This is a genomic window from Acinetobacter genomosp. 33YU, from assembly GCF_001990725.1.
In the GTDB taxonomy this organism is placed as follows: domain Bacteria; phylum Pseudomonadota; class Gammaproteobacteria; order Pseudomonadales; family Moraxellaceae; genus Acinetobacter; species Acinetobacter seifertii.
In genome coordinates this window covers 239,489-262,913 of sequence record NZ_LFZQ01000007.1, presented here as the reverse complement: position 1 = coordinate 262,913, position 23,425 = coordinate 239,489, and the positions used below count along the sequence as shown (strand labels likewise).

General features: G+C 37.6%; 20 protein-coding genes. 12 read left to right on the top strand and 8 right to left on the bottom strand.

The window, feature by feature from the left end:
- Window positions 1-59 precede the first annotated feature (59 nt).
- Complete coding sequence (locus AC056_RS08795; RefSeq protein WP_077163371.1) at window positions 60-1,733, bottom strand: FMN-binding glutamate synthase family protein; 1,674 nt, start codon at window positions 1,731-1,733, stop codon at window positions 60-62.
- Between the two features lie 539 nt (window positions 1,734-2,272).
- Between AC056_RS08795 and AC056_RS08790 the strand changes: the two genes are divergently transcribed.
- From AC056_RS08790 to AC056_RS08770, 5 genes are all read left to right on the top strand, one after another.
- On the top strand, window positions 2,273-2,704 hold the full coding sequence (locus tag AC056_RS08790) for a hypothetical protein (protein WP_077163370.1): 432 nt from the start codon (window positions 2,273-2,275) through the stop codon (window positions 2,702-2,704).
- A 529-nt stretch (window positions 2,705-3,233) separates the two neighbouring features.
- Complete coding sequence (locus AC056_RS08785; RefSeq protein WP_213033480.1) at window positions 3,234-3,764, top strand: spore coat U domain-containing protein; 531 nt, start codon at window positions 3,234-3,236, stop codon at window positions 3,762-3,764.
- 89 nt (window positions 3,765-3,853) lie between these two features.
- The gene (locus tag AC056_RS08780) at window positions 3,854-4,561 is read left to right on the top strand and encodes a molecular chaperone (RefSeq protein WP_077163369.1); all 708 of its coding nucleotides are present in this window, start codon (window positions 3,854-3,856) and stop codon (window positions 4,559-4,561) included.
- 40 nt (window positions 4,562-4,601) lie between these two features.
- On the top strand, window positions 4,602-7,010 hold the full coding sequence (locus AC056_RS08775) for a fimbria/pilus outer membrane usher protein (RefSeq protein ID WP_081410803.1): 2,409 nt from the start codon (window positions 4,602-4,604) through the stop codon (window positions 7,008-7,010).
- Window positions 7,001-8,032: a spore coat U domain-containing protein gene (locus AC056_RS08770; RefSeq protein ID WP_077163367.1), complete on the top strand. Its 1,032-nt coding sequence runs from the start codon at window positions 7,001-7,003 to the stop codon at window positions 8,030-8,032. Before AC056_RS08775 ends, AC056_RS08770 begins: the two co-directional genes overlap by 10 nt.
- A gap of 71 nt (window positions 8,033-8,103) precedes the next feature.
- Here AC056_RS08770 and AC056_RS08765 read toward each other — a convergent pair whose 3' ends face one another.
- Window positions 8,104-9,456, bottom strand: a complete 1,353-nt coding sequence (locus tag AC056_RS08765; RefSeq protein WP_077163366.1) for a PepSY-associated TM helix domain-containing protein — start codon at window positions 9,454-9,456, stop codon at window positions 8,104-8,106.
- Between the two features lie 317 nt (window positions 9,457-9,773).
- On the opposite strand from AC056_RS08765, the gene AC056_RS08760 reads away from it, so the two are divergent.
- The 3 genes from AC056_RS08760 (at window position 9,774) to AC056_RS08750 (ending at window position 12,649) form a co-directional block, all read left to right on the top strand.
- Window positions 9,774-10,571: an MBL fold metallo-hydrolase gene (locus tag AC056_RS08760; RefSeq protein WP_077163365.1), complete on the top strand. Its 798-nt coding sequence runs from the start codon at window positions 9,774-9,776 to the stop codon at window positions 10,569-10,571.
- 261 nt (window positions 10,572-10,832) lie between these two features.
- Entirely contained in the window at window positions 10,833-11,999 is a 1,167-nt protein-coding gene (locus AC056_RS08755; protein ID WP_213033479.1) for an MFS transporter, read from the top strand.
- 146 nt (window positions 12,000-12,145) lie between these two features.
- Entirely contained in the window at window positions 12,146-12,649 is a 504-nt protein-coding gene (locus AC056_RS08750) for a hypothetical protein (RefSeq protein WP_004701120.1), read from the top strand.
- Window positions 12,650-12,694: 45 nt separating this feature from the next.
- Here the strand turns inward: AC056_RS08750 and accC are convergent, their stop codons facing one another.
- The 4 genes from accC to AC056_RS08730 form a co-directional block, all read right to left on the bottom strand.
- Window positions 12,695-14,074, bottom strand: a complete 1,380-nt coding sequence (gene accC / locus AC056_RS08745) for an acetyl-CoA carboxylase biotin carboxylase subunit (protein ID WP_077163364.1) — start codon at window positions 14,072-14,074, stop codon at window positions 12,695-12,697.
- Window positions 14,075-14,090: 16 nt separating this feature from the next.
- Window positions 14,091-14,510 (bottom strand): acetyl-CoA carboxylase biotin carboxyl carrier protein, encoded by a 420-nt coding sequence (gene accB, locus AC056_RS08740; protein WP_004701124.1) that lies wholly within the window; start codon window positions 14,508-14,510, stop codon window positions 14,091-14,093.
- 17 nt (window positions 14,511-14,527) lie between these two features.
- Window positions 14,528-14,983: a type II 3-dehydroquinate dehydratase gene (gene aroQ / locus AC056_RS08735; protein ID WP_019458705.1), complete on the bottom strand. Its 456-nt coding sequence runs from the start codon at window positions 14,981-14,983 to the stop codon at window positions 14,528-14,530.
- Between the two features lie 235 nt (window positions 14,984-15,218).
- Window positions 15,219-16,547, bottom strand: coding sequence for a Y-family DNA polymerase (locus AC056_RS08730; RefSeq protein WP_077163363.1), 1,329 nt, complete (start codon window positions 16,545-16,547; stop codon window positions 15,219-15,221).
- A gap of 220 nt (window positions 16,548-16,767) precedes the next feature.
- Here AC056_RS08730 and AC056_RS08725 point away from each other — a divergent pair, with 220 nt between their 5' ends.
- Window positions 16,768-16,872: a hypothetical protein gene (locus AC056_RS08725; RefSeq protein ID WP_077163457.1), complete on the top strand. Its 105-nt coding sequence runs from the start codon at window positions 16,768-16,770 to the stop codon at window positions 16,870-16,872.
- Window positions 16,873-16,889: 17 nt separating this feature from the next.
- Here the strand turns inward: AC056_RS08725 and AC056_RS08720 are convergent, their stop codons facing one another.
- Together AC056_RS08720 and AC056_RS08715 are read right to left on the bottom strand one after the other, a co-directional pair.
- Window positions 16,890-17,912: an ABC transporter substrate-binding protein gene (locus AC056_RS08720; RefSeq protein ID WP_077163362.1), complete on the bottom strand. Its 1,023-nt coding sequence runs from the start codon at window positions 17,910-17,912 to the stop codon at window positions 16,890-16,892.
- Window positions 17,913-18,503: an ANTAR domain-containing response regulator gene (locus AC056_RS08715; RefSeq protein ID WP_077163361.1), complete on the bottom strand. Its 591-nt coding sequence runs from the start codon at window positions 18,501-18,503 to the stop codon at window positions 17,913-17,915.
- A gap of 455 nt (window positions 18,504-18,958) precedes the next feature.
- On the opposite strand from AC056_RS08715, the gene AC056_RS08710 reads away from it, so the two are divergent.
- From AC056_RS08710 to nirD, 3 genes are read left to right on the top strand one after another with little or no spacing between them, the layout of a single operon-like run.
- Window positions 18,959-19,228 (top strand): hypothetical protein, encoded by a 270-nt coding sequence (locus AC056_RS08710; RefSeq protein ID WP_309171092.1) that lies wholly within the window; start codon window positions 18,959-18,961, stop codon window positions 19,226-19,228.
- 11 nt (window positions 19,229-19,239) lie between these two features.
- Window positions 19,240-21,786: a nitrite reductase large subunit NirB gene (nirB, locus tag AC056_RS08705; protein WP_077163359.1), complete on the top strand. Its 2,547-nt coding sequence runs from the start codon at window positions 19,240-19,242 to the stop codon at window positions 21,784-21,786.
- Between the two features lie 12 nt (window positions 21,787-21,798).
- Window positions 21,799-23,421 carry a nitrite reductase small subunit NirD gene (nirD, locus tag AC056_RS08700; protein WP_077163358.1) on the top strand — a complete coding sequence of 541 codons (1,623 nt, stop codon included), beginning with the start codon at window positions 21,799-21,801 and terminating at the stop codon, window positions 23,419-23,421.
- Window positions 23,422-23,425: the final 4 nt, after the last annotated feature.

The window sequence follows — 23,425 nt, the reverse complement described above, 5'->3', positions numbered from 1 at the left end:
TAAAATAGAAAAGAGCATCACACTTAACTATGATGCTCAAATTATCAAGTTAATATAAATTAAAAATGATTGGCATCAGCCATATTCCACATTCGGTAATAAAAATTATCACCATCATTATTAAGTTCAGATTGCAAAAGCTCTCCGTCTTTTAAGAAAAAGTGCAATTGAGCATAATTCTTAATTTCACGGTCATTTACACGTTGTGCCAAGTGATGGGCTTTAATATCCGAAGGATGACGTAAACCGGCAGCAGCAATCATTTCGGATAAAGCATGTAATGTATTTTTATGGAAATTAAATACGCGCTCTGCTTTGGTAGGTACATGGAGGGCTTTTTGACGGTCTTTATCTTGGGTTGCTACACCTACAGGACATTGGTTGGTATGACAACTTTGAGCTTGAATACATCCAACTGCGAACATGAATCCTCGTGCTGAATTGACCCAATCTGCACCTAGTGCAAATGTGCTAGCAATATCAAATGCACTAATAATTTTACCACTTGCACCAATTTTAACTTGGTCTCTTAACCCTGCACCTACAAGTGTATTATGTACAAAACGTAGGCCTTCACGTAACGGTGTTCCAATATAATCACTAAACTCAATTGGCGCTGCGCCAGTTCCACCTTCAGAACCATCTACTACAATAAAATCAGGAACAGTTTTTGTTTCAAGCATGGCTTTTACAATACTCATAAACTGCCAAGGTTGCCCAATACATAGTTTAAAACCAACAGGTTTTCCGCCAGATAATGTGCGCAACTTTTGTAAGAACTGCATCATTTCAATTGGTGTAGAAAAACTTGAATGTTTTGCTGGAGAAATACAATCGTGATCCCGTGAGACACCACGAATTTCGGCAATTTCAGCAGTAATTTTATGCTTAGGTAAAATGCCGCCATGCCCGGGTTTAGCACCTTGTGAAAGCTTTAACTCAATCATCTTGATTTGTGGTAGTTGAGATTGTTTAGCAAATTTTTGCTCGTCAAATTTTCCATCTAAAGTACGGCAACCAAAATAGCCACTGGCAATTTGCCAAACAATATCACCACCATTTTCTAAATGATAAGGACTGAGGCTACCTTCACCTGTATCGTGATAAAACCCGCCTAATTGTGCTCCTTTGTTTAATGCGCGTATTGCATTTGCGCTTAAACTACCGAAACTCATGGCAGAAATATTCATAATAGAAGCGCTATACGGTTGAAGGCATTGGCTATTACCAATTTGAATCCGAAAGCTCTTTGGGTCTGCCGGTGGACATGGGCTAATTGAATGAACAATAAATCGGTAATCTTCTTGATATACGTTAATAATTGAACCAAAAGGTTTGTCTGCATTTTCATTTTTAGCACGTTGATAAACTAAACTTCTTTGCATGCGCGAGAAGGGTAGTGCATCTTGATCGGCTTCAATGAAATATTGGCGAATTTCAGGACGTATGTCTTCAAATAGAAAACGAAAATGGCCCATGATCGGGTAATTTCTTAAGATAGAGTGCCTATTCTGTAATACATCATATAAGCCTACTAGACTTAATACACCTGTAAGCACCCATAATCCGTTGAGTAAAGTATCAGAAATAAAATAATAGATACTATGTGGGGTATATACAATTCTGAACCAAGTGATGCTAAGTGCAGTAAAAATACATAAGAACCAGAGAGAATGGCGTGAAAAAAATGTATTGAGAAATTTATGTCGAATAATTTGTGCTGGACTCGCCATATGTGAACAAATTCCTAATGTTTTACTGGTAGATACCTTGCCAAGAAGCAACTTAAACTACAAGTATGGAATTGTTAGTTTCAATAAGGTGGAGATCAAAAGTAGTCGATGATGCTTAAGATTAAAAAGTTTAGTATTCTTATATGACCAGAGCACTATTTACTCATTTTTTAAAATTTGGATATTTTAGATATTATTAAGTTTTAGATTAGAAATAAGTCTATTAATATTTATATATTATACTTTTAAGATGAGCGTTTATTGATTTTAAATATGTGAATAATTACAGAAATAATTTTTTAACCAGAGCTTTAATATTATAAAAAATTGTTTTTTTATGTTTATTGCTGTTTTCTTAAATATTTAGCTAGGCTCTTAGAGCCTTGTTTGCTTGTAATTTGATCGTAAGTGTAAATTTTGACTTGTTGATCTGATATTTTTTAGATTTGTTTTTTGGTAATATTTGTAGATTGATATAGTATTTTAGACCGATCTTATTACAACTATATAGCACTCTAAAAATTAAGTAGGGAATTGGAATGAGCTGGAAATTATTAACAATTTCTGTTTTTTTTACTGATGTATTTTTATTAGTTTTAATGTTTTATCTAGGTTATGATTTTGAAACTTTTAAAAAAGTTGCTTTAGTTGAATCTTGTCTAGTTGCAGTTGCTATTATTTTTGATGCTATGGAACGAAAAAAGAAACCTATTTTTCCAGGAAGTATTGTCTATCCCTTATTAGGTATTTTATTTATTTTAGGCTTCACACCTATTCTTGATTTTTTTGCTGTAAGACCTAAAGGATTTCATACTTGGGACATAAAAAATATTTTGATCATTGATGCATATAGTGAAAATTATCCATTTAATAAGTTGGCTTGGTACGGAAAGGCTTATGTTCAGCTTAGCTTTGCGATGGTAGGTGGGGTGTTGGGGTTCATTTTTCATTTGGTATTTAGGAATACTTAAGCAAGTATGTCTTTCTTTATCAATAATTTTATCTTGTTCTAAAGTTAAGGAAATCAATCAAAGCATATTCTAAACTCTTAGAATTCTTATTCATTAAATTTTAATTTCTTATTCATTTAAAATATATAGAATTAAAAAAATGCCTATTTTTTAATCTTTTAATCTAATATTAGTTCTGAAAATAATAAAATATAAAAAATGATGGTAAAATTTAACTAATGAATTTTTTTTGATTTTTTAATAAAACTAATAAAAAATTAAATAAAATTACCGGAAATTTCTTTAAAAAGTGGTACATACCATATAAATACTTATAATTGAGAAATCCATCGAAATTTAACTTGTTAATAGATATTTAAAATGAAATGAATAGCTATATTTTTGTTGTTTTTTTGTATGATGCGCGCACAGTAGAGTAAAAAAAAAGACGCTTTGAAAAAACAGTCAAAGAAGCTAGTGATTGGATTGGGGAAGGCTAGTTTTTACATCTATTAATTCTTATTGGCGTAATGTAAAAAGGTTTTCAATCATGAAAAAATCTCTCATCGGTTTATCTGCAATTGCTATGGGTTTAATGTCTATCACCGCTGCAAATGCTGCAACGGCTACTGGTACATTAACTGTTAAAGCCACTATTACGAATAGCTGTGTACTTAATACTTCAGCTACAGGCACAACTGCAAATGCAATCTTAGACTTCGGTACTTTGAGTTCTCTTGCGAGCAATGTAGATGCAGACACGACTACTACAGGTGGTACTGCAATTAAAGTCCTTTGTAACAACACTGTGCCATGGACTTTGGCGTTTGACGCAGGTAAAAATGCTCAGACTACTCAACGCCGTATGATTGGAGGAGCAACAAGTAACGAATATATCCCTTATAACCTTTTCTCAGATACTAACCGTGCAACAGCAATTGGTATTGCAACAACAGCTTATAGCGGTACAGGCACTGGTACAGTACAAACAGTGAACGTATATGGCCGTATCCCTGCTGGCTCAGCTTTGCCAAGCGCTGGTAGCTATGTTGATACAGTAACTGTGACTGTGACTTATTAATTTTAAATAAGTTCTGTTCATTGTTGTCGCTAGCTCTTTTGTAAGAGCTAGCTCTAGCTTAATTTGAGAAAAGTAATTCTGGGCAAGTTATGAAAAAAAATATCTTTGTTGCTACAAGTTTATTGTTATTTTTGCCTAGTATGTTAAATGCTGCCTCAATACGTCTTTCTCCTGTGAATGTTGAAATATTGAGTGATCAATCTGCATCCTCAATTAGCTTATATAACCAGTCGAACGAAAGTGCTGACTTACAAATACGTATATTTGAATGGACTCAAAATGCTGGGCAAGATCAATTAATTCCAACAGATGATATTGCAGTTAGTCCACCTTTCTTAAAATTAAAACCTAATGATTCTTATAATTTGCGTGTAGTCCGTATTAAGCCAGAACCAATTTCTGGTGAAAAAACTTATCGTATTATTCTTGATGAATTACCAAAACCTATCGATAGTCGTAAAGCATCTCAAGGTGTAAATGTATTACTTCGCTCATCATTACCTGTATTTGTAGTGAATAAAGATGCGATGACTAAACTGAGTTGGTCAATACAGCAAGAACAAAGTAGTGCTTATCTTACTATTAGTAATGTTGGCAATCGCCATGCGCTTTTAAATAATTTAACACTTGTAGATACTACTTCTAATAAAAGTTACCCGATTAAACTAAATACTGTAAATGGTTATATTCTTTCCGGAAAATCAAGAAACTTTAATATTAGCCCGGATTTTAAATTCCAAGCTGATCATAAATATAATATTTCATTGAATATTAACGGTAAGCCAGCATCTCTTTAACGAGGCACATATGAAATATCTCGTAAGTGCTTTGTGTGTTATGTACTTGCCGGTTCATGCTTTTGCTGAATCATTACAAGACAACACTAATGCCGCTTTGCCTAATATTCCGGAAGTTTCAAACGCCGCTTTTCAGACCTCTGGTTCAGATAAAGGCTATATACAACTATTTTTAAATATTTCTATCAATTCTAATACTTCTACCGACTTAATATCGGTACATCAAGATCAAGATAGAAAATTATATATACGCGTCCATGACTTAAAAGCCTTAAGACTGGAAATGGATGAACATATCCCTGACAGCCAATGGGTATGTATTAATGAACTGAAAGGAGTCCAGTTTAAGTATCTGGAAAATGAGCAGTCTCTAAACTTACAAGTTCCTGCGAGTATGTTGAGTGACTATTCTGTTGACTTAACTGGTCAACCGACTACAAACACCAACTTACTAAAAATGAAACCTTTAAATGCTGCAATTCTGAATTACAGCATGTATCACACCATTACTAATAATGAGAGTATTTTCTCAGGTTCGGCAGAAGGAATTTTTAACAGCGCGCTTGGTAATTTTTCATCAGGCGTTTTATACAATGGTAGTAATGAAAACAGTTATAGCCATGAGAAGTGGGTGCGCTTAGAGAGCAAGTGGCAATATGTAGATCCTGAAAAAGTTAGGATATATACCCTAGGTGACTTTATTTCTAATAGTTCTGACTGGGGCAGTAGTGTGCGTCTTGCCGGTTTGCAGTGGTCGAGTGCCTATACTCAGCGTGGTGATATTGTTACTTCTGCGCTGCCACAGTTTTCCGGTTCAGCGGCGCTACCTTCTACACTGGACTTATACGTTAACCAGCAAAAGATTTATTCAGGTCTAGTGCCTTCAGGCCCATTTGATGTTAAGCAGCTTCCATTTATTTCAGGAAATGAAGTCACACTGGTAACAACTGATGCAACAGGTCAGCAAACCATTACTAAAAAACCTTACTACTTTTCATCGAAGATTTTGGCAAAAGGTATCAATGAGTTTTCAGTCGATGTTGGGGTTCCGCGTTATAACTACGGACTGTACTCAAACGATTATGATGATGCCACCTTTGCCTCTGGTGCAATTCGTTATGGTTATAGCAACTCACTGACCTTAAGTGGTGGTGTAGAAGCTTCCACAGATGGTCTTTCCAACGTTGGAACAGGCTTTGCTAAGAACCTGTTTGGTGTTGGGGTGATTAATGCTGACATTGCAGCGAGTCAGTATAAAGATGAAAACGGCTATTCTGCCTTGGTTGGATTAGAAGGGCGTATCAGCAAGAATATTTCGTTTAATACCAGTTACCGCAAAGTATTTGATAACTACTTTGATCTTGCCCGTGTATCTCAAATTCGATATTTAAAAGAAAATCAGCTTAATGCTGAATCACAAAACTATTTAAACTACAGCGCGCTGGCAGACGAGATTATTAGGGCAGGGATTAACTATAACTTTTATACGGGCTATGGTGTTTATGTCGGCTATAACCAGATCAAATACAGTGATCACTCGTATAAGTTACTGTCTGCCAACTTAAGCGGAAGTTTAAACAAGAACTGGGGCTTTTATAGTTCAGCTTATAAAGACTATGAAAACCATAAGGACTATGGCATTTACTTTGCGCTGCGCTATACACCATCTACCAGAGTCAATGCAATTACAAGTGTATCTAATGACAGTGGTAAAACAACCTACAGGCAAGAAATCAATGGATTTACAGATCCGCAAATTGGTTCATTTGGATGGGGTGGTTATGTTGAACGAGATCAAGATGCACATGCTAACAATGCATCGGTCTATGGCTCTTACCGAGCACGAGCTGCGTACCTGACAGGTCGCTATAACCGAATTGGAGATAATGACCAAGTTGCACTTTCAGCGACAGGATCTTTAGTTGCAGCAGCAGGCCGTATATTTGCGGCCAATGAAATTGGAGATGGTTATGCTGTTGTCACCAATGCTGGACCGAAAAGCCAAATTATAAATGGTGGAGTAAATTTAGGAGAGACAGATAAGTCAGGAAGATTCTTAATTGCGAATTTAAGACCGTATCAATCTCATCATATCTATCTAGACCCATCTTATTTACCACTGGAATGGGATCTGACAACGACCAATCGAACAGCACTTGTGGGCTATCGTCAAGGGACTTTAGTTGACTTTGGTGCTCATCGAGTTATTTCGGGCTTAGTCAAAGTTGTAGATAAAAATAACTCGCCATTATTACCAGGTTATAGCGTCCGAATTAATGGGCAACAAGATGCCGTAGTGGGCTATGACGGTGAAGTATTTATTCCAAACCTATTAAAGCAAAATAAACTTGAAATAGATCTTCTTGATCATGGTAGCTGTCAAGTTAATTTCACTTATGAAAGTCAGCAATACAGTGCTAAAAAATTGGGGCCTTATGTATGTCAGTAAGTGTAGTAAGTCATAGATCTTGGTTGGTCGCTAAAAAGTTTTCATCTACTTTAAAGTATGTTTTAGCTAGTTTATTGTTATTGGTGCTTTATGCTTTTTTTAGTTCAGCACATGCTACCTGTACAGTAATTGGTGGAAACACAACTGGTTCTTATAATTATACAGCAGCAAATATTAATAGTGATGCTACTATTACTTATACTGGGAATATCCGCTGTACGAGTGGTGGAAGTAATGCTCAAATATCAAGATATATGTGCATGAAGACAGTATTTACTGGAGCAACTACTTCAAATAGTAATGTTTCATTACCTTATACGGTTATTGCAACTGTAGGTGGAGCAGGTTCTTCTACGACCAATCAAACTTCCAATGTTTGGTATGGTCCTGTTACTACGGTGGCACCAAATAATATTATTAGTTACTCAGTAAGTATTAAAGTTCCAGCAAGATCGGGCTCTTTAACAGCCTATCCCGTAGGGACTTATATTGGCTCCGTTCAAGTATTTTGGGACATGCAAGCAAATTCGAGCAGTGTATGTGAGGGTGATAGTGGCGGTGGCTGGGACTCGGGTAATATGATGATTACAGCTAACTATGTAGTACCAAGTTTCTGTCAGTTAGATTCCACATCAAATGTCGATTTTGGCAATATTAGTGATATTGGTACAACTAGTCGTGACTACACAGCTCAAGGTGCGATTAATGCAACTTGCAACAATGGAACACCTTATAGCATTTATTTGGGTGACGGCAATAACCGTATAAGCGGTGGATTTAGACGTATGACCAATGGAAGTAGTCAATACATTCCTTATCAGTTATACAAAGATTCTGCTTATGGCACAGTGTGGGATGCTACAGGTGGTACAACAACGGTGGGTGGTTCTGGTGGAGTGTCAAAGACTGGATCTGGCACTAGTCAAATTTCAAATGTATATGGAAAAATTCCACAAGGAACCGCTATTTCAAGTACGCCCGGTAACTACTCAGATAGCATAGTTGTTACAGTGACCTATTAATTATTTGCCAACTCACTATTCACTTAAAGTAAGCAGATAGTGAGTTGGTAAGTGTATGTTTGTTATGAATCTTATTTAGTTTGTAGAGAGCTTTGTTTTCGTATTAGCAATATAAACAGTGTGATTAATAAGCTAAATCCGAAAATAGGCAAACTAATTCCTAAAATAATAAGTGTAAGTACCGTGATTATTTTTTGTTGATTGCTTGCGCGCTTCCAGACCAATAAAGTTTGGCTAACAAAATGGTTAGTCGTAAGTTTTAAATTAGACGTTTTAAACCAAGCTTTATATGCATAAATAATCATGATACATAGCCCAAGAGCATATAAGGCGAGTATCAATTGATTGATCCAACCGAATAACACGCCAATATGAGCATCGATCCCCCAGCGTGTAAGTTTTGCAAATAACGAGTAATCTTTAAAAGCCAGTTTGTCGATGACTTTATGTTGATGTACATCAATCGCTATACTGTCTGCTTGAGTTGGCCATTTACGCTGTAGTTCAGTAACAGTCCAAGCCTGATTTGCATCAACTGGTGGTTTGATTTGTATTTGGGCTGAATGAATTCCATTTGCCCTAGCAATTGCTAATGCAGAGTCGAATTCAGTTGGCATGAGCTCTAAATCCGAAGTTTCCATGACCATACCATGATGTTCTTTATGCTCATCATGAGACATTTGGGGTAATGGAGCATTATTTAAAGTTGTGGATAATGTTGGTGTTTGCCAATTTAACCATTGACGAGCGATACGAATATTATCGCCAGCCCATTGAGACCATGTAAGACCGGTAATCGAAATGAACAATAAAAGTGGTAATAGAGTCAAGCCGATAGAGCTATGCCATTTTAATAAACGATTTTTAGATGTTTGTCTGATTTTAAAATTTTGACGACGTTTCCACCAACTATATAGGCCCGTTAGGGTTAAAATGCCCAGCCAGCTTGCAGCAAGTTCACTATAAAAACGACCCCATTTCCCTAATAATAAATTACTATGTAATTGATCTAAGAATGTACGAAATGGAAGTACTCCACTGGTCCCATATATAGTAAGTTGACCTTTTATAGAGAGTGTATAAGGGTCTACAAAAACAGCTTCATTATTTAAATGATGAGCCTTATCAGAAAAAATAACTCGTGTTGTTTGTGTTGAGCTTGGAGCTGGCCTCACTTCTGTAATTTGTGCAGATTCGGGCATCACTTTTTTTGCTACCTCAACCTGTTGGCTTAGTGAGTGGGTATCTTTATTTAAAGGCTGAACATATAGTGTATCTTTATAGATAGATTGTTCTATCTGAGGAGTAATTGCATATAGAAGACCTGTAAACGCCGCAATAAATATAAATGGGGCAATAAAAATACCAGCATAAATATGCACAAGACGGAAAAGACTACGCCAAAAGCTAGGGGTATGAGGCATGTTGAGAGGTATCAAACAAACTTTGGTGTGAAGTATATCTACTTTATTCTTAAATTTTAAAATAATTAAGGGGGTGAGGGTGTTTTGTATATCTAAGCACTTGTAAGAAAGGCTTTTTTAAATAAATAGATTAGAAGATAGAAGTAGGCTATGTTGACTACATTGAATTAGTGTCGAAAAATATATTCATTTATGGTTATGGGGCAAACTTAAGCCTTTGTTTGGGTGAGTATGAGAAATAATTTATCAATGATTAAATTTCTATTAAATTCATAGTTTATAATTGAATTTTATATAATTAAATAATTTATATATCTATGAAAATTCATCATTTGCGAAGTGCAACTTTTATTATAGAAACTGGGCCTTATTTTATTTTAATTGATCCGATGTTGGGTGATAAAGGTTCGCTTCCTGCTTTTTCATACATCCGCTTTAAGGCTAAAAAGAATCCTTTAGTTGATCTACCTTTGAATGCTCAAGAGTTATTAAACAAAGTTACCCATTGTTTAATTACTCATAGCCAAACTTTTGGAATAAAAGCATTTCAACATACTGATCATCTAGATCAAAAGGGCGAGGACTTTCTTGTTCAAAAGCAAATTCCTGTTTATTCCTTTCAAAATGATGTGTCGTATTTATCTAAACATGGAATAAATGTTCAGGCAGGTATTGATTACTGGAAAGAAATCGAGTTTTTAGGTGGAAGATTGGTCGCGATACCGGCGCACCATGGGCATGGCTGGATTAGTAAATTGATGGCGAATGGTTGTGGCTTCTATTTAGAATTGCCAAATGAACCTTCTTTATATATTAGTGGTGATACCGTACTTACTCATGCTGTTAAAAATGCCTTACTTAAATTTCGACCTGATATTGCGGTAGTTGCTGCGGGACGAGCGCAAATGGATATGGGACAGCCGATTCTTATGTCGAAAGATGAAGTACGCGAATTTATTGAGCTTTCGCCTAAATATGTTATTGCTAATCATCTTGAAGCATTAAATCACTGTCCTGTAAAACGAGATGAAATAAAGCAAATTCTGCATGAAATGAATGCAGTTGACCGTGTACAAGTACCCGATGATGGACAAACACTTATTTATGAAAATTAAGACAAGATTTAATCAATATTTATTAAATGAAAATCTTGTAATTCCATATTTTCTATTATGAATAACACTATGAGTTTTTTATGTAAATGATAGAATTGCGACGGTCGGTAAGTTGATATCTACTTTGTCTAACTAATGCACAGTCTACAAAATGTTTAAGATTAAGTTTGTAGACTGTTGAACTACAAGTGAGGGTAAATGTAGATATACATATGCAACCATCTAAAATTTTAACCTATTGAAAATACAAAGGTTTATCACTTGCTCCCATCACTTACAATCCAAACCAGACTTGGTGGATTCTACTTTTTCTATTATTCCATTGTTGGTACATTCATGCCGTATTGGAATTTATATCTTCAAGATCAAGGGTTTAATTATCAGCAAATCGGAATTTTATCATCTATTGCGATTGTGACACGATTTTTTGCACCTTTAGTTTGGGGGTGGATTGCAGATAAATCTGGTAAAAGAATGCTTTTGGTGCGACTGGCAACTTGGATGGAAGCCTGTATATGGTTGGCTATTTTTATAGTTCCTAATACCTTTCAATCTGTCGCTTTACTCATGCTTATTTTTAGTTTTTTCCAAAATGCAATTTTAGCTCAGTTTGAGGGGGTAACCTTATTTTGGTTAGGTGATCAAAGAGCAAAACTCTATGGGAAGATTCGAAAATGGGGATCAGTTGGATTTATTGTAGGTGTATTTACTATAGGTGCCATTTTAGAAATTATTCCAATTTCTATGTTGCCTATTTTATTACTCATAATAGCATCGCTTGCATTTATTTGGGCTTTTACGATTCGTGAACCAGAAGGGGCTCCTACTTCACAAAAGCATTTAGAACCTTTATTGCCTGTGTTAAAGCGTCCAGAAGTTGCTGCTTTTTTTACTATTGAATTTATTCTTCTTTTTTCACATGCCCCTTTTTATAGTTTTTATAGCAACTTTCTAAAATCTTTAAATTATAGTACCACTGAAATTGGCTTCTTATGGGCAATGGGGGTTGTCTCTGAAATCGTAATGTTTGCATGTGCGGCTACTTTCTTCAAATATTTTTCTTGGCGTAGTCTTGTTGCTATATGTTTGGTTTTAACCAGCATACGTTGGTTGCTAGTCGCTCTCTTTTCTCATTACTTTATAGGTCAGCTATTTGCACAATGTTTACATGCTTTTAGTTTTGGTCTATTTCACCTTATTGCAATGCGGCTTATTTTTCAAAACTTTTCAATAGGACAACAAGGTCGTGGACAGGCTTTATACAGTACCATGTGGGGATTGGGAGTGGCATTTGGAAGTATTTTAGCGGGTCATTATTGGAAAACTCTGACCGGTGAGCATATTTTTATGATTGCTGCGCTCGTTGTGCTATTCGGTTTATGTTTTGTATTTTGGTTACCCAAACAAATTGAAAAGCCAGCTTCTTAATCGAAACATCACTAACATTGTTAACATTACGTGGTTAAGTGGCTAAATTGTTTTATGGAAAGTATTTATTCGTTACGGTTGAAAAATATTGTTTTTATATGGTTATGAAGCAATGTTTTTCTAAAAAAATGTGCTAACTTAAACTCATGCGTTTAATGATTAATAAATCTATGAAAAATATTTATATTATGGGATTATTATTAGCTTTTTCTGGTTTTGCTATGGCTGAAACAGCAACGCAAAAGCCTGCTGAACAGCCTGTTCGAACTGCAAGTAATCCTAATGCTATACGTATTGTTACGCGTCCTGAGATTATGGGATTATGGGGAATGGAGATTCCAAATAATAAGAAATGTGTAGAGTACTATAACTTCCGCAGTAGTAATGATGTAGTGATCAAAAGTGGTGAGGAATGGTCATATGGTATTTATGAATACCAGCCATCTGATGACCCTAAAGAGCAGTTATCTGCTTTAGTTATGCAGATTAAGTTTGATAATAATAAAGTAGATTGCTCTGGTCAGCAGCAAGATCAGACTGGTGATGTTTCCCAATATTTTGTGCAGTGGAAAAATGACCATACTATTAATTTCTGCTCAACTGCTAAAGGTGAGCAATGTTTTGCAACTTTACGTCGAATGTTGCCATAAATCTAAATAGATATAAAAAAGCCTCTTATTTAAGAGGCTTTTTTATTATGCATGTTGTGCAGTTTCAGCTTTCTTCTTTTCTTCCAATTGCTTCAACAAGTGCTTTTCAAGGTAATGGATGTCCATTGCCTGTTCACAGAAGCTTTTGTCTTGCAAGATAAGATCTTTATGCAAAGGAATGTTGGTTTTAATTCCAGTAAGAATCATTTCGTCTAACGCTTGACGCATACGAGCAAGCGAAGTTTCGCGATCTTTACCATGAGAAATTAATTTTGCAATCATTGAGTCGTAGTATGGAGGAATACTATATCCAGGATAGATATGAGAATCTAAACGAATACCTGCACCGCCTGGCGCATAGAAGCTCTCAATTTTACCTGGTGAAGGTAAGAAAGTTGTTGGATCTTCTGCATTAATACGACATTCAATAGCATGACCACGAACTTCAATATCTTTTTGTTGAAGCTCTAGACCCAAACCAGCTGCAATACGTAATTGTTGCTCAATGATATCAACACCAGTAACCATTTCAGTTACAGGGTGCTCAACCTGAACACGAGTGTTCATTTCGATAAAGAAGAATTCACCATCTTCGAACAAGAACTCAAATGTACCAGCACCACGATATTGCATTAACTGACATGCGTTAACACAAGCTTCTAAAATATCAGCACGTGCTTTTTCTGGTAGATTTGGAGCAGGAGCTTCTTCTAAAACTTTTTGATGACGACGTTGTAATGAACAGTCGCGATCATATAAATGGATTGCATGACCGTTACCATCACCTAAAACTTGAACTTCGACATGGCGAGGTTTTTGTAAGAAGCGTTCCATGTATACGGTGTCATCACCGAACCACATTTCTGCATCACGTTGAGCCGCTTGAACTGACTCAAGTAATGTGTCTACGCGCTCAACAATACGCATACCACGACCACCACCACCAGCTGCCGCTTTAACAATGAGCGGGAAACCGATTTCTTTAGCTTCTGCTAAAGCATTGTGGATAGTTACAGCATGGTCGCAACCAGGTACTGTAGGTACACCAGCTTTTTTCATTGCAACAATTGCAGAAACCTTGTTACCCATTAAACGAATATGTTCTGGGCGAGGGCCAATAAATGTGAAACCCGAGCTTTCTACAATTTCGGCAAACTCGGCATTTTCAGAAAGAAAGCCATAGCCTGGGTGAATTGCATCAGCACCAGTAATTTCTGCAGCAGTAATAATTGCTGGGATGTTTAAATAGCTGTCACTACTTGCACCCGGACCAATACATACTGCTTCATCAACGAAACGTAAATGCATCAAATCTTTATCAGCATCTGAATAGATACCGACAGTTTTGATTCCTAATGTTTTGCAAGCCCGAGTAATTCGTAAAGCGATTTCACCACGGTTTGCAATTAAAACTTTTTGCAACATAGTTGTCCCCGGGGTATTACGCGCGATAACGGAATAAAGGTTGACCGAATTGGATCACATCACCATTTTTCACTAAAATTTCTTCAATCACGCCGCTTTGAGTTGCTTCAATCGGGTTCATGATTTTCATTGCTTCGATAATACCCAAAGTCTCACCAGCAGATACAGTTTGACCTACTTTAACAAATGGTGCTTCACCTGGGCTTGGAGCAGCATAGAACACACCAACCATAGGAGAAGTTTCAACTGCTCCACGTGGGGTTTTTGCAACAGGTGCTTCAGCAACAGGAGCTGCTGGAAGTGCTACACCAGCCGCAGCAACGACAGGATTACGACGAGTTAAAGCGATTGATTGATCACCTTCTTTAACTTCAATCGCTTGCAAGTCAGACTCAATCATTAAATCGATGAGTTTTTTAATTTTGCGGATATCCATGGGCGACTATTCCTGAACTAGTTTGGGTTAGATGGTTGAATTTTTTCAATGGCGTAATCGAGTGCAAAGCTATAACCTTTTGCACCTAGACCACAAATCACGCCAATTGCTTTGTCTGATAAATAAGAGTGGTGTCTAAACGCTTCACGTGCGTGAACATTTGACAAATGTACTTCAATAAATGGAATGGCAACGCCAAGTAGAGCATCACGTAAAGCAACTGAGGTATGAGTAAGAGCAGCAGGGTTAATAATAATAAGTTTTACGCCTTCTGCTTGTGCCTGATGAATACGGTCAACAATGGCACCTTCCCAATTGCTTTGAAAAGTATCGAGTGTAATAGAGGCTTGTTTAGCTTGAGCAATAAGTTGTTGGTTGATATTGTCTAGGGTAAGATGACCATATACTTCCGGTTCGCGTTTTCCCAGCAAATTCAAATTCGGTCCATGAATTACCAAAATGGTCGAACTCATTCAGATTGCTCCAGCTCTAAAGTTGCAAATAGTCTTTGCAAGATGTCTGCAAAGTTTGCTTATTATGGCATATGTTTCTACAAGTTTTTTATAATTTCTTTTAATTGTCGCAGAAAGGGTACACCAAATTCGGCTTATATATTGTAAATTTTGCGACGAATTAGCAATGTTAAAAAATGACAAAATTTCAAGTAATTTAACAAGGCTCATTTTAAACCGAATTGACAAAAACAGTTCATGTATTTTGTGTAACGACGGTATGGGCATCTTCAATTGTTAACATTTCATTCCAGCGAGTTAGGTAGTTTTTTGAGCGATGGCATTGTTTCATTTGCCAAGATGGATTGCGCGAGTGATATCCCACTTGTAAATAATGACTACCAAAACGCTTACGAACTGTACCTAAAGTTTCCATTAATTGTTGTCTTTGATGAATAAGTTCCAGAGGCTGCCATAAATCATCAATGTGTTGTTGACGCGCGTGTAGACCACAAAATAATACTCCAATTTTTATATAACTTTTATTTTCTTTATATAAAACATCAATTTGATGCATTGCTGCTTTTGTGATTATGCATAAGTCATCTGTTGCATAGTGAAGACCAATGGCCTGAGAAGTGGCTTTTTTATAAGGTGGCTTATCGGTTTTCTCATAAAGCATGACTTGAATGCAGGCACAAAGTTGTTCTTGTTTCATTAAGCGGCGATGCGCTCGATTAAGATGAAAAATAAGTGCTTGTTTAATAATCTCGATACTGGATAAAGCTTGAGCAAAACTTCGTGACGCTAAAATCCTTTTAGTTGGAATACTAGGATCGTCAAGTTCAATACATGATTGGCCTTTTAGCTCACGAATAGTACGTGCCATGACCACAGAAAATGCCTTTGCCATATGATGTTCATTGGCAAAAGTTAAGTCTAGGCATGAATATACTTCATAACTTTGTAGTTGTTTGACTAATTGGTAGCCAATTCCCCATACTTCTTTGACCGATGTCTGTTGCATGAGGTCTTCCATAATTAATGGATCTAAGGTGATGAAATTACAGATTCCCTTAAAACTTTTAATTTTCTTAGCAAAATGATTGGCAAGTTTTGCTTGTGTTTTTGAATATCCAATTCCAATACAACAAGGTAGACCTAACCATTGGAGGAGAGTCTCTTTCACCTTAAAGCAGTAGTCAGATATATCAATAGATTGAAGGTAAGGAGTGAGATGAATAAAGCACTCATCTATAGAGTAAGCTTCTATATCATCTGGAGAGAAAAATTCACCAAGAACAGCAAAAAAACGACGAGACATCTCGGCATATAAAGTGTAGTTGCTTGAATAGACTTGAACACCAGCTTGCACGGCATCTTTCTCAATTTGAAACCACGGTACTCCCATCTTAATACCTAAGAGCTTTGCTTCTTCACTACGTGATACAACACAACCATCGTTGTTAGATAAAACAACTACAGGTTCATCAATGAGTTTGGGGTTGAAAAGTCGTTCACAGCTGACATAGCAATTATTGATATCAACCAGTGCATAAACTTCGCGGTGTGAGATCTCTCTCATTATTTCATCCCCCCAAATTCATCAACTCAAAATTCATATTTTGAATTTGTAACATAATCAAGTTAACAAAATTACGCGCAGATATCTAGGGGAGTTCTGGTTGTTCGTCGAAATTATGAAAAGGATGTAAAAGTAATGAATTGTCAGTTATTGATATGGAAATGTCTGAAAATGATAAGTTTAGATAGATATGATCATTTCCATAAGCGCTATATTTTCAATGGATCAGTTGAGCCTGGAAAATATAGTAATGCGTGTTTCGCATTTTGTCTTATGGGTCTTTCAAGCTGTCTTTTTTATAAAAGACAGCTTTTTTTTATGCTGATTTGACTCTTAGATAGCTTATGAAGAATATCGCTGTTTGGCTTGTTCATAAGCCTCAAGATTAATGCATTGAGCGCCCAAGCGTGTGATTTGTGCTTGGTCAATTTGAAGTTCATCCCACTTTTGCATTTGCTCAAGCAGCCAATAAAAGTCTTCTACTTTTGGAAGTGCACTTTCTTTTACTAGATGTTGAACAATTTCCTGAATCTTAAAATATTTATCAACATGCACTTCTTCTGAGCAATGAAAACGAACAATTTCAAACTCAACCAATAACTTTAAAATTGGAGCAAAGTCTTGGAACTCACTCAATTCTTGTTGGGCTTTCATAATTGCTGCGGTGAGCGCGACTAGTGTTTGTGGGTGCTGATTTGCCCATTCCTGTGTTACGGCTAAAACCTTGTCAGCCACAGGAGGAATAATGTTTTGGCTTGAGCAGATTATTTTACTTAAACCAAGAAGCTCACCTTGGGTATTCCAAGGTTCACCCACACAAAAACCATCAATCACATGTTTATCGAGTGCTTCGACCATATAAGGTGGCGGTAATGTTTTGAGGTGAATAGACTGCGCGATTTTGGGATTTGCTAAAGCCAACCATTCTCTTAAACAATAATGATGAATGGAATGTTTAAATACATGAGCTAAGGACAAAGAATGATCTGCTTCAATATAGCTCGTCACTTTTTGGGCTGTAGCTTGTGCATTATCGTTTTCTTGAATAGCCAGTTGATGAGTTAATTTTTGGCTTAAGCTAATAAAGGCACGGTTTTTACTTAAAATAAGAGGGGTTTGCAGTGCAATACCAATTTGGTCTGCACCCACGGCTGCTGCAGGTAGCATGGCAGATAAACAATGTGCAGCATCTAATAGCCCAAAAGCTAAACGGTCTCGAAGACTTGCCCATGATGCTTCTTTGACTAGGGTAACCTCTAAACCGACTTCTTCGAAAAAACCTTGCTGTTTTGCCCATAGTAAAGCGATGCAATCAAGTAAAGGAATATAGCCGAGTTGCAATTGAGTCTTTTCTAATGTGCTCATTTATTCGTCCTTTAGTTGATCATTTAGTAGTTTTTGAGCGTCAAGTAAACGGCGTGCCATTTCCCCAATGGTTATACGGTGGCTCATGGCATTTTTTCTGAGTAATTGAAAAGCCGTGTCTTCAGGTAAGCCGTGCAGTTGCATGAGTAGAACTTTGGCCTTTTCAACATCCTTACGGTCAGCAAGTTTGGTTTGAGCTTCTTTTAAGTCACCTTCGAGCTTTTTATGTTTTTTATATTGCTCAATTGAAATCTCTAAAATGGTATGTAAGCGGGCAGGGTCTATGCCGTCTACAATATAAGCCGTTACGCCTGCATCTATCGCTTGTTTGATGGTTTCTTTATCTGAATTTTTAGTGAACAGGACAGTCGGTAGGTCATAGCTACTCACACAACTTTCAATAATGTCGCGATGAGGATGATCCATATCGAGCAAGATGACATCGGCTTGTAAATCTTCAAGACGAAAAATATTTAAGTGGTCCAAAGTAAGGCAGGCCACCACTTCAAAGTCATTTTCAAGCAGACTGTTTTTTATATAGTCGGCTCGCGCATGATCATCATCGATAAGAGCTATTTTGAGTTTTGGCATAAGTTCAGAAAATCAGGCTAAGAAAATGCGCCAATTCGACGCGTTTTTTGTTATTAAGTTTTAAGCAAGATTAGTGCCATCCAAAACTAAACTAAAAATCAGGATTTATTGGTAATTTAAGAAGTCAAAAAATCGATATGATCAATCTTAGTGCAAGAGGACGATTCATTTTGTGGCAAGACGTATTTCTATTTAAACCATTTAAATGTAGAGCTTTGGTGCAAATTGAATAAGACTTTGTTTTTATATGAGAAGCAGGGAAATTATATCTATATGAAAATAAATATAAAAATTATAAATTTCGAATCTTAAAGCAATTGGCATGCAAAATGCTTATTTAATTACAGGTCGAAGACGACCATAAGTTTTAAAGACGGCCAACGATGTCCGTTCTGATCGAATTTGTGAGTGCAACTGTACACACAAAGAATTTACGTTCAGTCGGAGTGAAGGCCATGTCTTTATTTTTATTGCATAAAAAAGTTACATCTGAATTATTTAATTTTTCAGTTCCAGCGATGCGAGCCTTCTCTATGAGGGGGCTCGCTTTTTTTATTTCTTTTTATGACTTTGCTGTGCATTGGGTGTCATTAACGAGTGGGAAAAATGGATTCCAAGCAGCTAAATGCTTTGTGAGATTGATTCGCTTCTCGGTAGAACACAAGGCAAAAAAACAACGTCTATTTGAGAACGCAATAACGCAGCTTAAAAGCAACGTGATTTGAGGAGAAACACTATGAAATTGGTAATGATTGGTCATGGTATGGTGGGCCACAAATTCATCGAAGCCATTTTAGAAAAAGCAGATGATGAACTGGAAATCACGATTCTCGCGGAAGAACCTCGTATCGCGTATGACCGTGTACATTTGACAGAATATTTCTCTTGGAAATCAGCAAAAGATTTATCTTTAGCACGTTTTGATTTTGCCGATGCTCATGGCATTGACTTACGTCTAAATACCAAAGCAACTGCAATTGATACAGTTGCACAAACAGTCACCACTAATCATGGTGATGTCATCAGCTATGACAAATTGGTGTTAGCTACGGGTTCATATGCGTTCGTTCCACCAATTCCGGGTAATGACCGTGAAAACTGCTTTGTTTACCGTACGATTGAAGACTTAGACGCGATTCGTGCAGCGAGTCTTAATGCAAAAACAGGCGTAGTAATTGGCGGTGGTTTACTTGGACTTGAGGCAGCCAAAGCATTACGTGATTTAGATTTAGAAACACATGTTGTTGAGTTTGCACCACGTTTAATGGCAGTTCAAATTGATGACCTAGGCGGTAAAGTTTTACGCCGTAAAATTGAAGATTTAGGTGTAAAAGTTCATACACAAAAAGCGACGCAATCTATCGAATGTGGCAACAGCACTACACATGTAATGAAATTTGCAGATGGTAGCGAGCTTGAAGCAGATGTCATTTTATTCTCTGCTGGGATTCGTCCACGTGATGAACTCGCACGCAACAGTGGTCTGGCGATTGGTGAACGTGGTGGTATCGTCATTAATGATTATTGCCAAACGTCAGATCAAAACATTTATGCCATTGGTGAATGTGCGCTTTGGCAAAACAAAATTTATGGCTTGGTTGCACCGGGCTATGACATGGCACGTATTGCAGCAAAACACATTTTAAATGAAGAATGTCACTGCTTCGCTGGTGCAGACATGAGCACTAAATTGAAGTTGATGGGTGTTGATGTTGCTTCTGTAGGTGATGCGCATGCCATGACTCCGGGTGCATTAAGCTATTTCTATGCAGATGAGCATGCACTGGTTTATAAAAAGATTGTTGTAAATGCTGAGAAAACAAAATTGCTTGGTGCAGTTTTGGTGGGCGATGCGAAAGAATACAACGACCTTTTACAAATGATGTTAAATGGTCTGGCTTTACCAGAAGTTCCTGAAAGCTTGATCATGCCGGGCTTTGAACAATCAGCAGGTAAGTCTGGTGGTAGCGGTGTAGATTTACTTCCAGACAGCGCGACCATTTGTTCATGTAACAACGTATCAAAAGCGGACATCTGCCAAGCGATTAGCGATGGTTCGACCTCTTTAGGTGCATTAAAGAAATGCACCAAAGCAGCAACAGCGTGTGGTGGTTGTGCACCATTAGTGACTCAAGTGTTGAAGTCTGAGTTGCAACGTCAGGGTGTGACTGTTAACAATCACATTTGCGAACACTTCCCATACTCGCGTCAAGAGTTGTATCACTTGGTTCGTGTCAATGAAATTAAGACATTTGATGATTTGATTCATCAACATGGTCACGGTTTAGGTTGTGATATTTGTAAACCGGCGGCAGCAAATATTTTTGCATCTTGCTGGAATGATTTCGTCCTTGAGCCAAGCCACGCAGGCTTACAAGACAGTAATGACTACTATTTAGGTAACATCCAAAAAGACGGTTCTTACTCGGTTGTACCGCGTATGGCTGGTGGTGAGGTGACTCCAGATGGTTTAATCGCGATTGGTCAAATTGCGAAAAAATATAACCTGTACACCAAAATTACTGGCGGTCAACGTGTTGACATGTTTGGTGCGCAAGTTCACGAGCTTCCATTCATTTGGGAAGAGTTAAATGCTGCTGGTTTCGAGTCTGGTCATGCTTACGGTAAATCATTGCGTACCGTGAAATCTTGTGTGGGTAGCACATGGTGCCGTTACGGGGTAGACAACTCTGTTGGTTTAGCGATTGAACTTGAAAACCGCTACAAAGGTTTACGTTCACCGCATAAATTAAAAATGGCTGTGTCTGGCTGTACTCGTGAGTGTGCAGAAGCGCAAGGTAAAGATGTAGGTATTATCGCGACCGAAAAAGGGTGGAACCTTTATGTCTGTGGTAACGGTGGTATGAAACCACGTCATGCCGAGTTACTTGCATCTGACCTTGATAAAGCAACGCTCATACGTTACATCGACCGTTTCTATATGTTCTACATCCAAACAGCAGACCGTTTACAACGTACGAGTGTATGGCGCGACAACATGGAAGGTGGCTTAGATTACCTTAAATCTGTAGTTGTGGATGATTCACTTGGTTTGGCTGCCGAGCTTGAACGCCGTATGGAACACATTATTGGCACATATCAAGACGAATGGCGTACTGCGGTGGAAAATCCTGAAGTTCGTAAGCGTTTCCAAACGTATATCAATGCAGATGCAAATGAACAGGCCGATCCACACATTCAATTTACAACTGAACGTGGTCAAATCCGTCCATTGACTGAAGCTGAACGTTCTGAAGACCGCATTCCAATGGTTGAAGCATAAAGGAGAGTTTCTATGAATATTGTACAAGACAAAAATATGCTTCCTGATGATCAGTGGATTGACGTTTGCGCACTCGATGATTTAACCCCAAATACTGGCGCGGGTGCGTTAGTCGGTGGACAAATGGTAGCAATCTTCCGTGTAGGACATGAAAAACGTGTTTACGTGCTGAGCAATAAAGACCCATTTAGCCAAGCGAATGTGATGAGCCGTGGGATTATCGGAGATTTACAAGGCGAGCGTGTCATTGCATCTCCAATCTATAAACAACATTTTAGTCTGGCTACGGGCCGTTGTTTAGAAGATAAAGACCAAAAATTGGCGGTTTACCCGAGCAAAATTGTTGATGGCCGTGTTTGGGTCAATGTGGTGCCGCAAAAAACTTATATTACCAATACAGGTGTATCACAAGACAAACTTAGACTGGTGCTGATCGGGAATGGTTTGGCAGGTATGCGTTGTCTGGAAGATTTACTCGATATGGCACCAGACCGTTATGAAGTTACGGTGATTGGTGAAGAACCTTGGGGTAACTATAACCGTATTATGTTGTCTCCGGTTTTATCGGGTGAAAAAACCATTGAAGATATTATGCTGCATCCACCAAAGTGGTATGACGATAAAGGTATTAAATTTATTGCAGGCGATAAAGCGGTAAAAATTGATCGCCCTCGTAAAGTGGTTTACACCGAAAAAGGCCAGACAGTTGATTATGATCGTTTAATTCTGGCAACAGGTTCGGCTCCGTTTATTCCACCAGTTCAAGGGGTCAACTTAAAGGGTGTGTTAACTTTCCGTGATATCTATGACGTTAACACCATGATTGAATATTGCGGTTCAAAAAACAATGCAGTGGTGATTGGTGGCGGTTTACTTGGTTTAGAAGCGGCGTACGGTTTAAAACAACGCGGTATGAATGTGACAGTATTACATTTGATGGACCGTATTATGGAACGTCAACTTGATGGTCGTGCGAGCCAGTTACTGCGCCATAGTATTGAACAAAAAGGCATTCAAATCATTAGCGAAGCCAATACTGAAGCATTAATTGGTGATGAAAATGGTCATGTGAAGCAAATACGCTTGAAAGATGGCACAGTGTTAGATGCTGACCTTGTGGTGTTCGCTGTGGGTATCCGTCCAAATATAGCTTTGGCACAAAGTGCTGGTCTACGCTGCAATCGAGGTGTGTTGGTGAATGACACCATGCAAACATTTGATCCAAGTATTTATGCCGTGGGTGAGTGTATCGAACACCGTGGTCAAACTTTTGGTTTGGTTGAACCACTGTGGGTGCAAGCTTTTATTTGCGCGACCCATTTGGCTGAACACGGCAGCTTAACTTTTAAAGCACCGACCGTACCGACTCAGTTAAAAGTCAGCGGTGTCGATGTGTTCTCTGCGGGCAATTTTGAGCCGAAAGATGATTATGAAGACATTATCCTGAACGATGAAAAACGCCAGATTTATAAGCGTATTATCATTCAAAGCGATCGGGTAATCGGTGCAGTATTGTTTGGTGATACTGAAGATGGTATGTGGTATGCAGAGTTAATTGCAGACCAAACACCTGTTTCTTCATTTAGAAATAAGCTGCTATTTGGTCGAGATTTTGCATTAAAAAATGCAGGCTAAATAG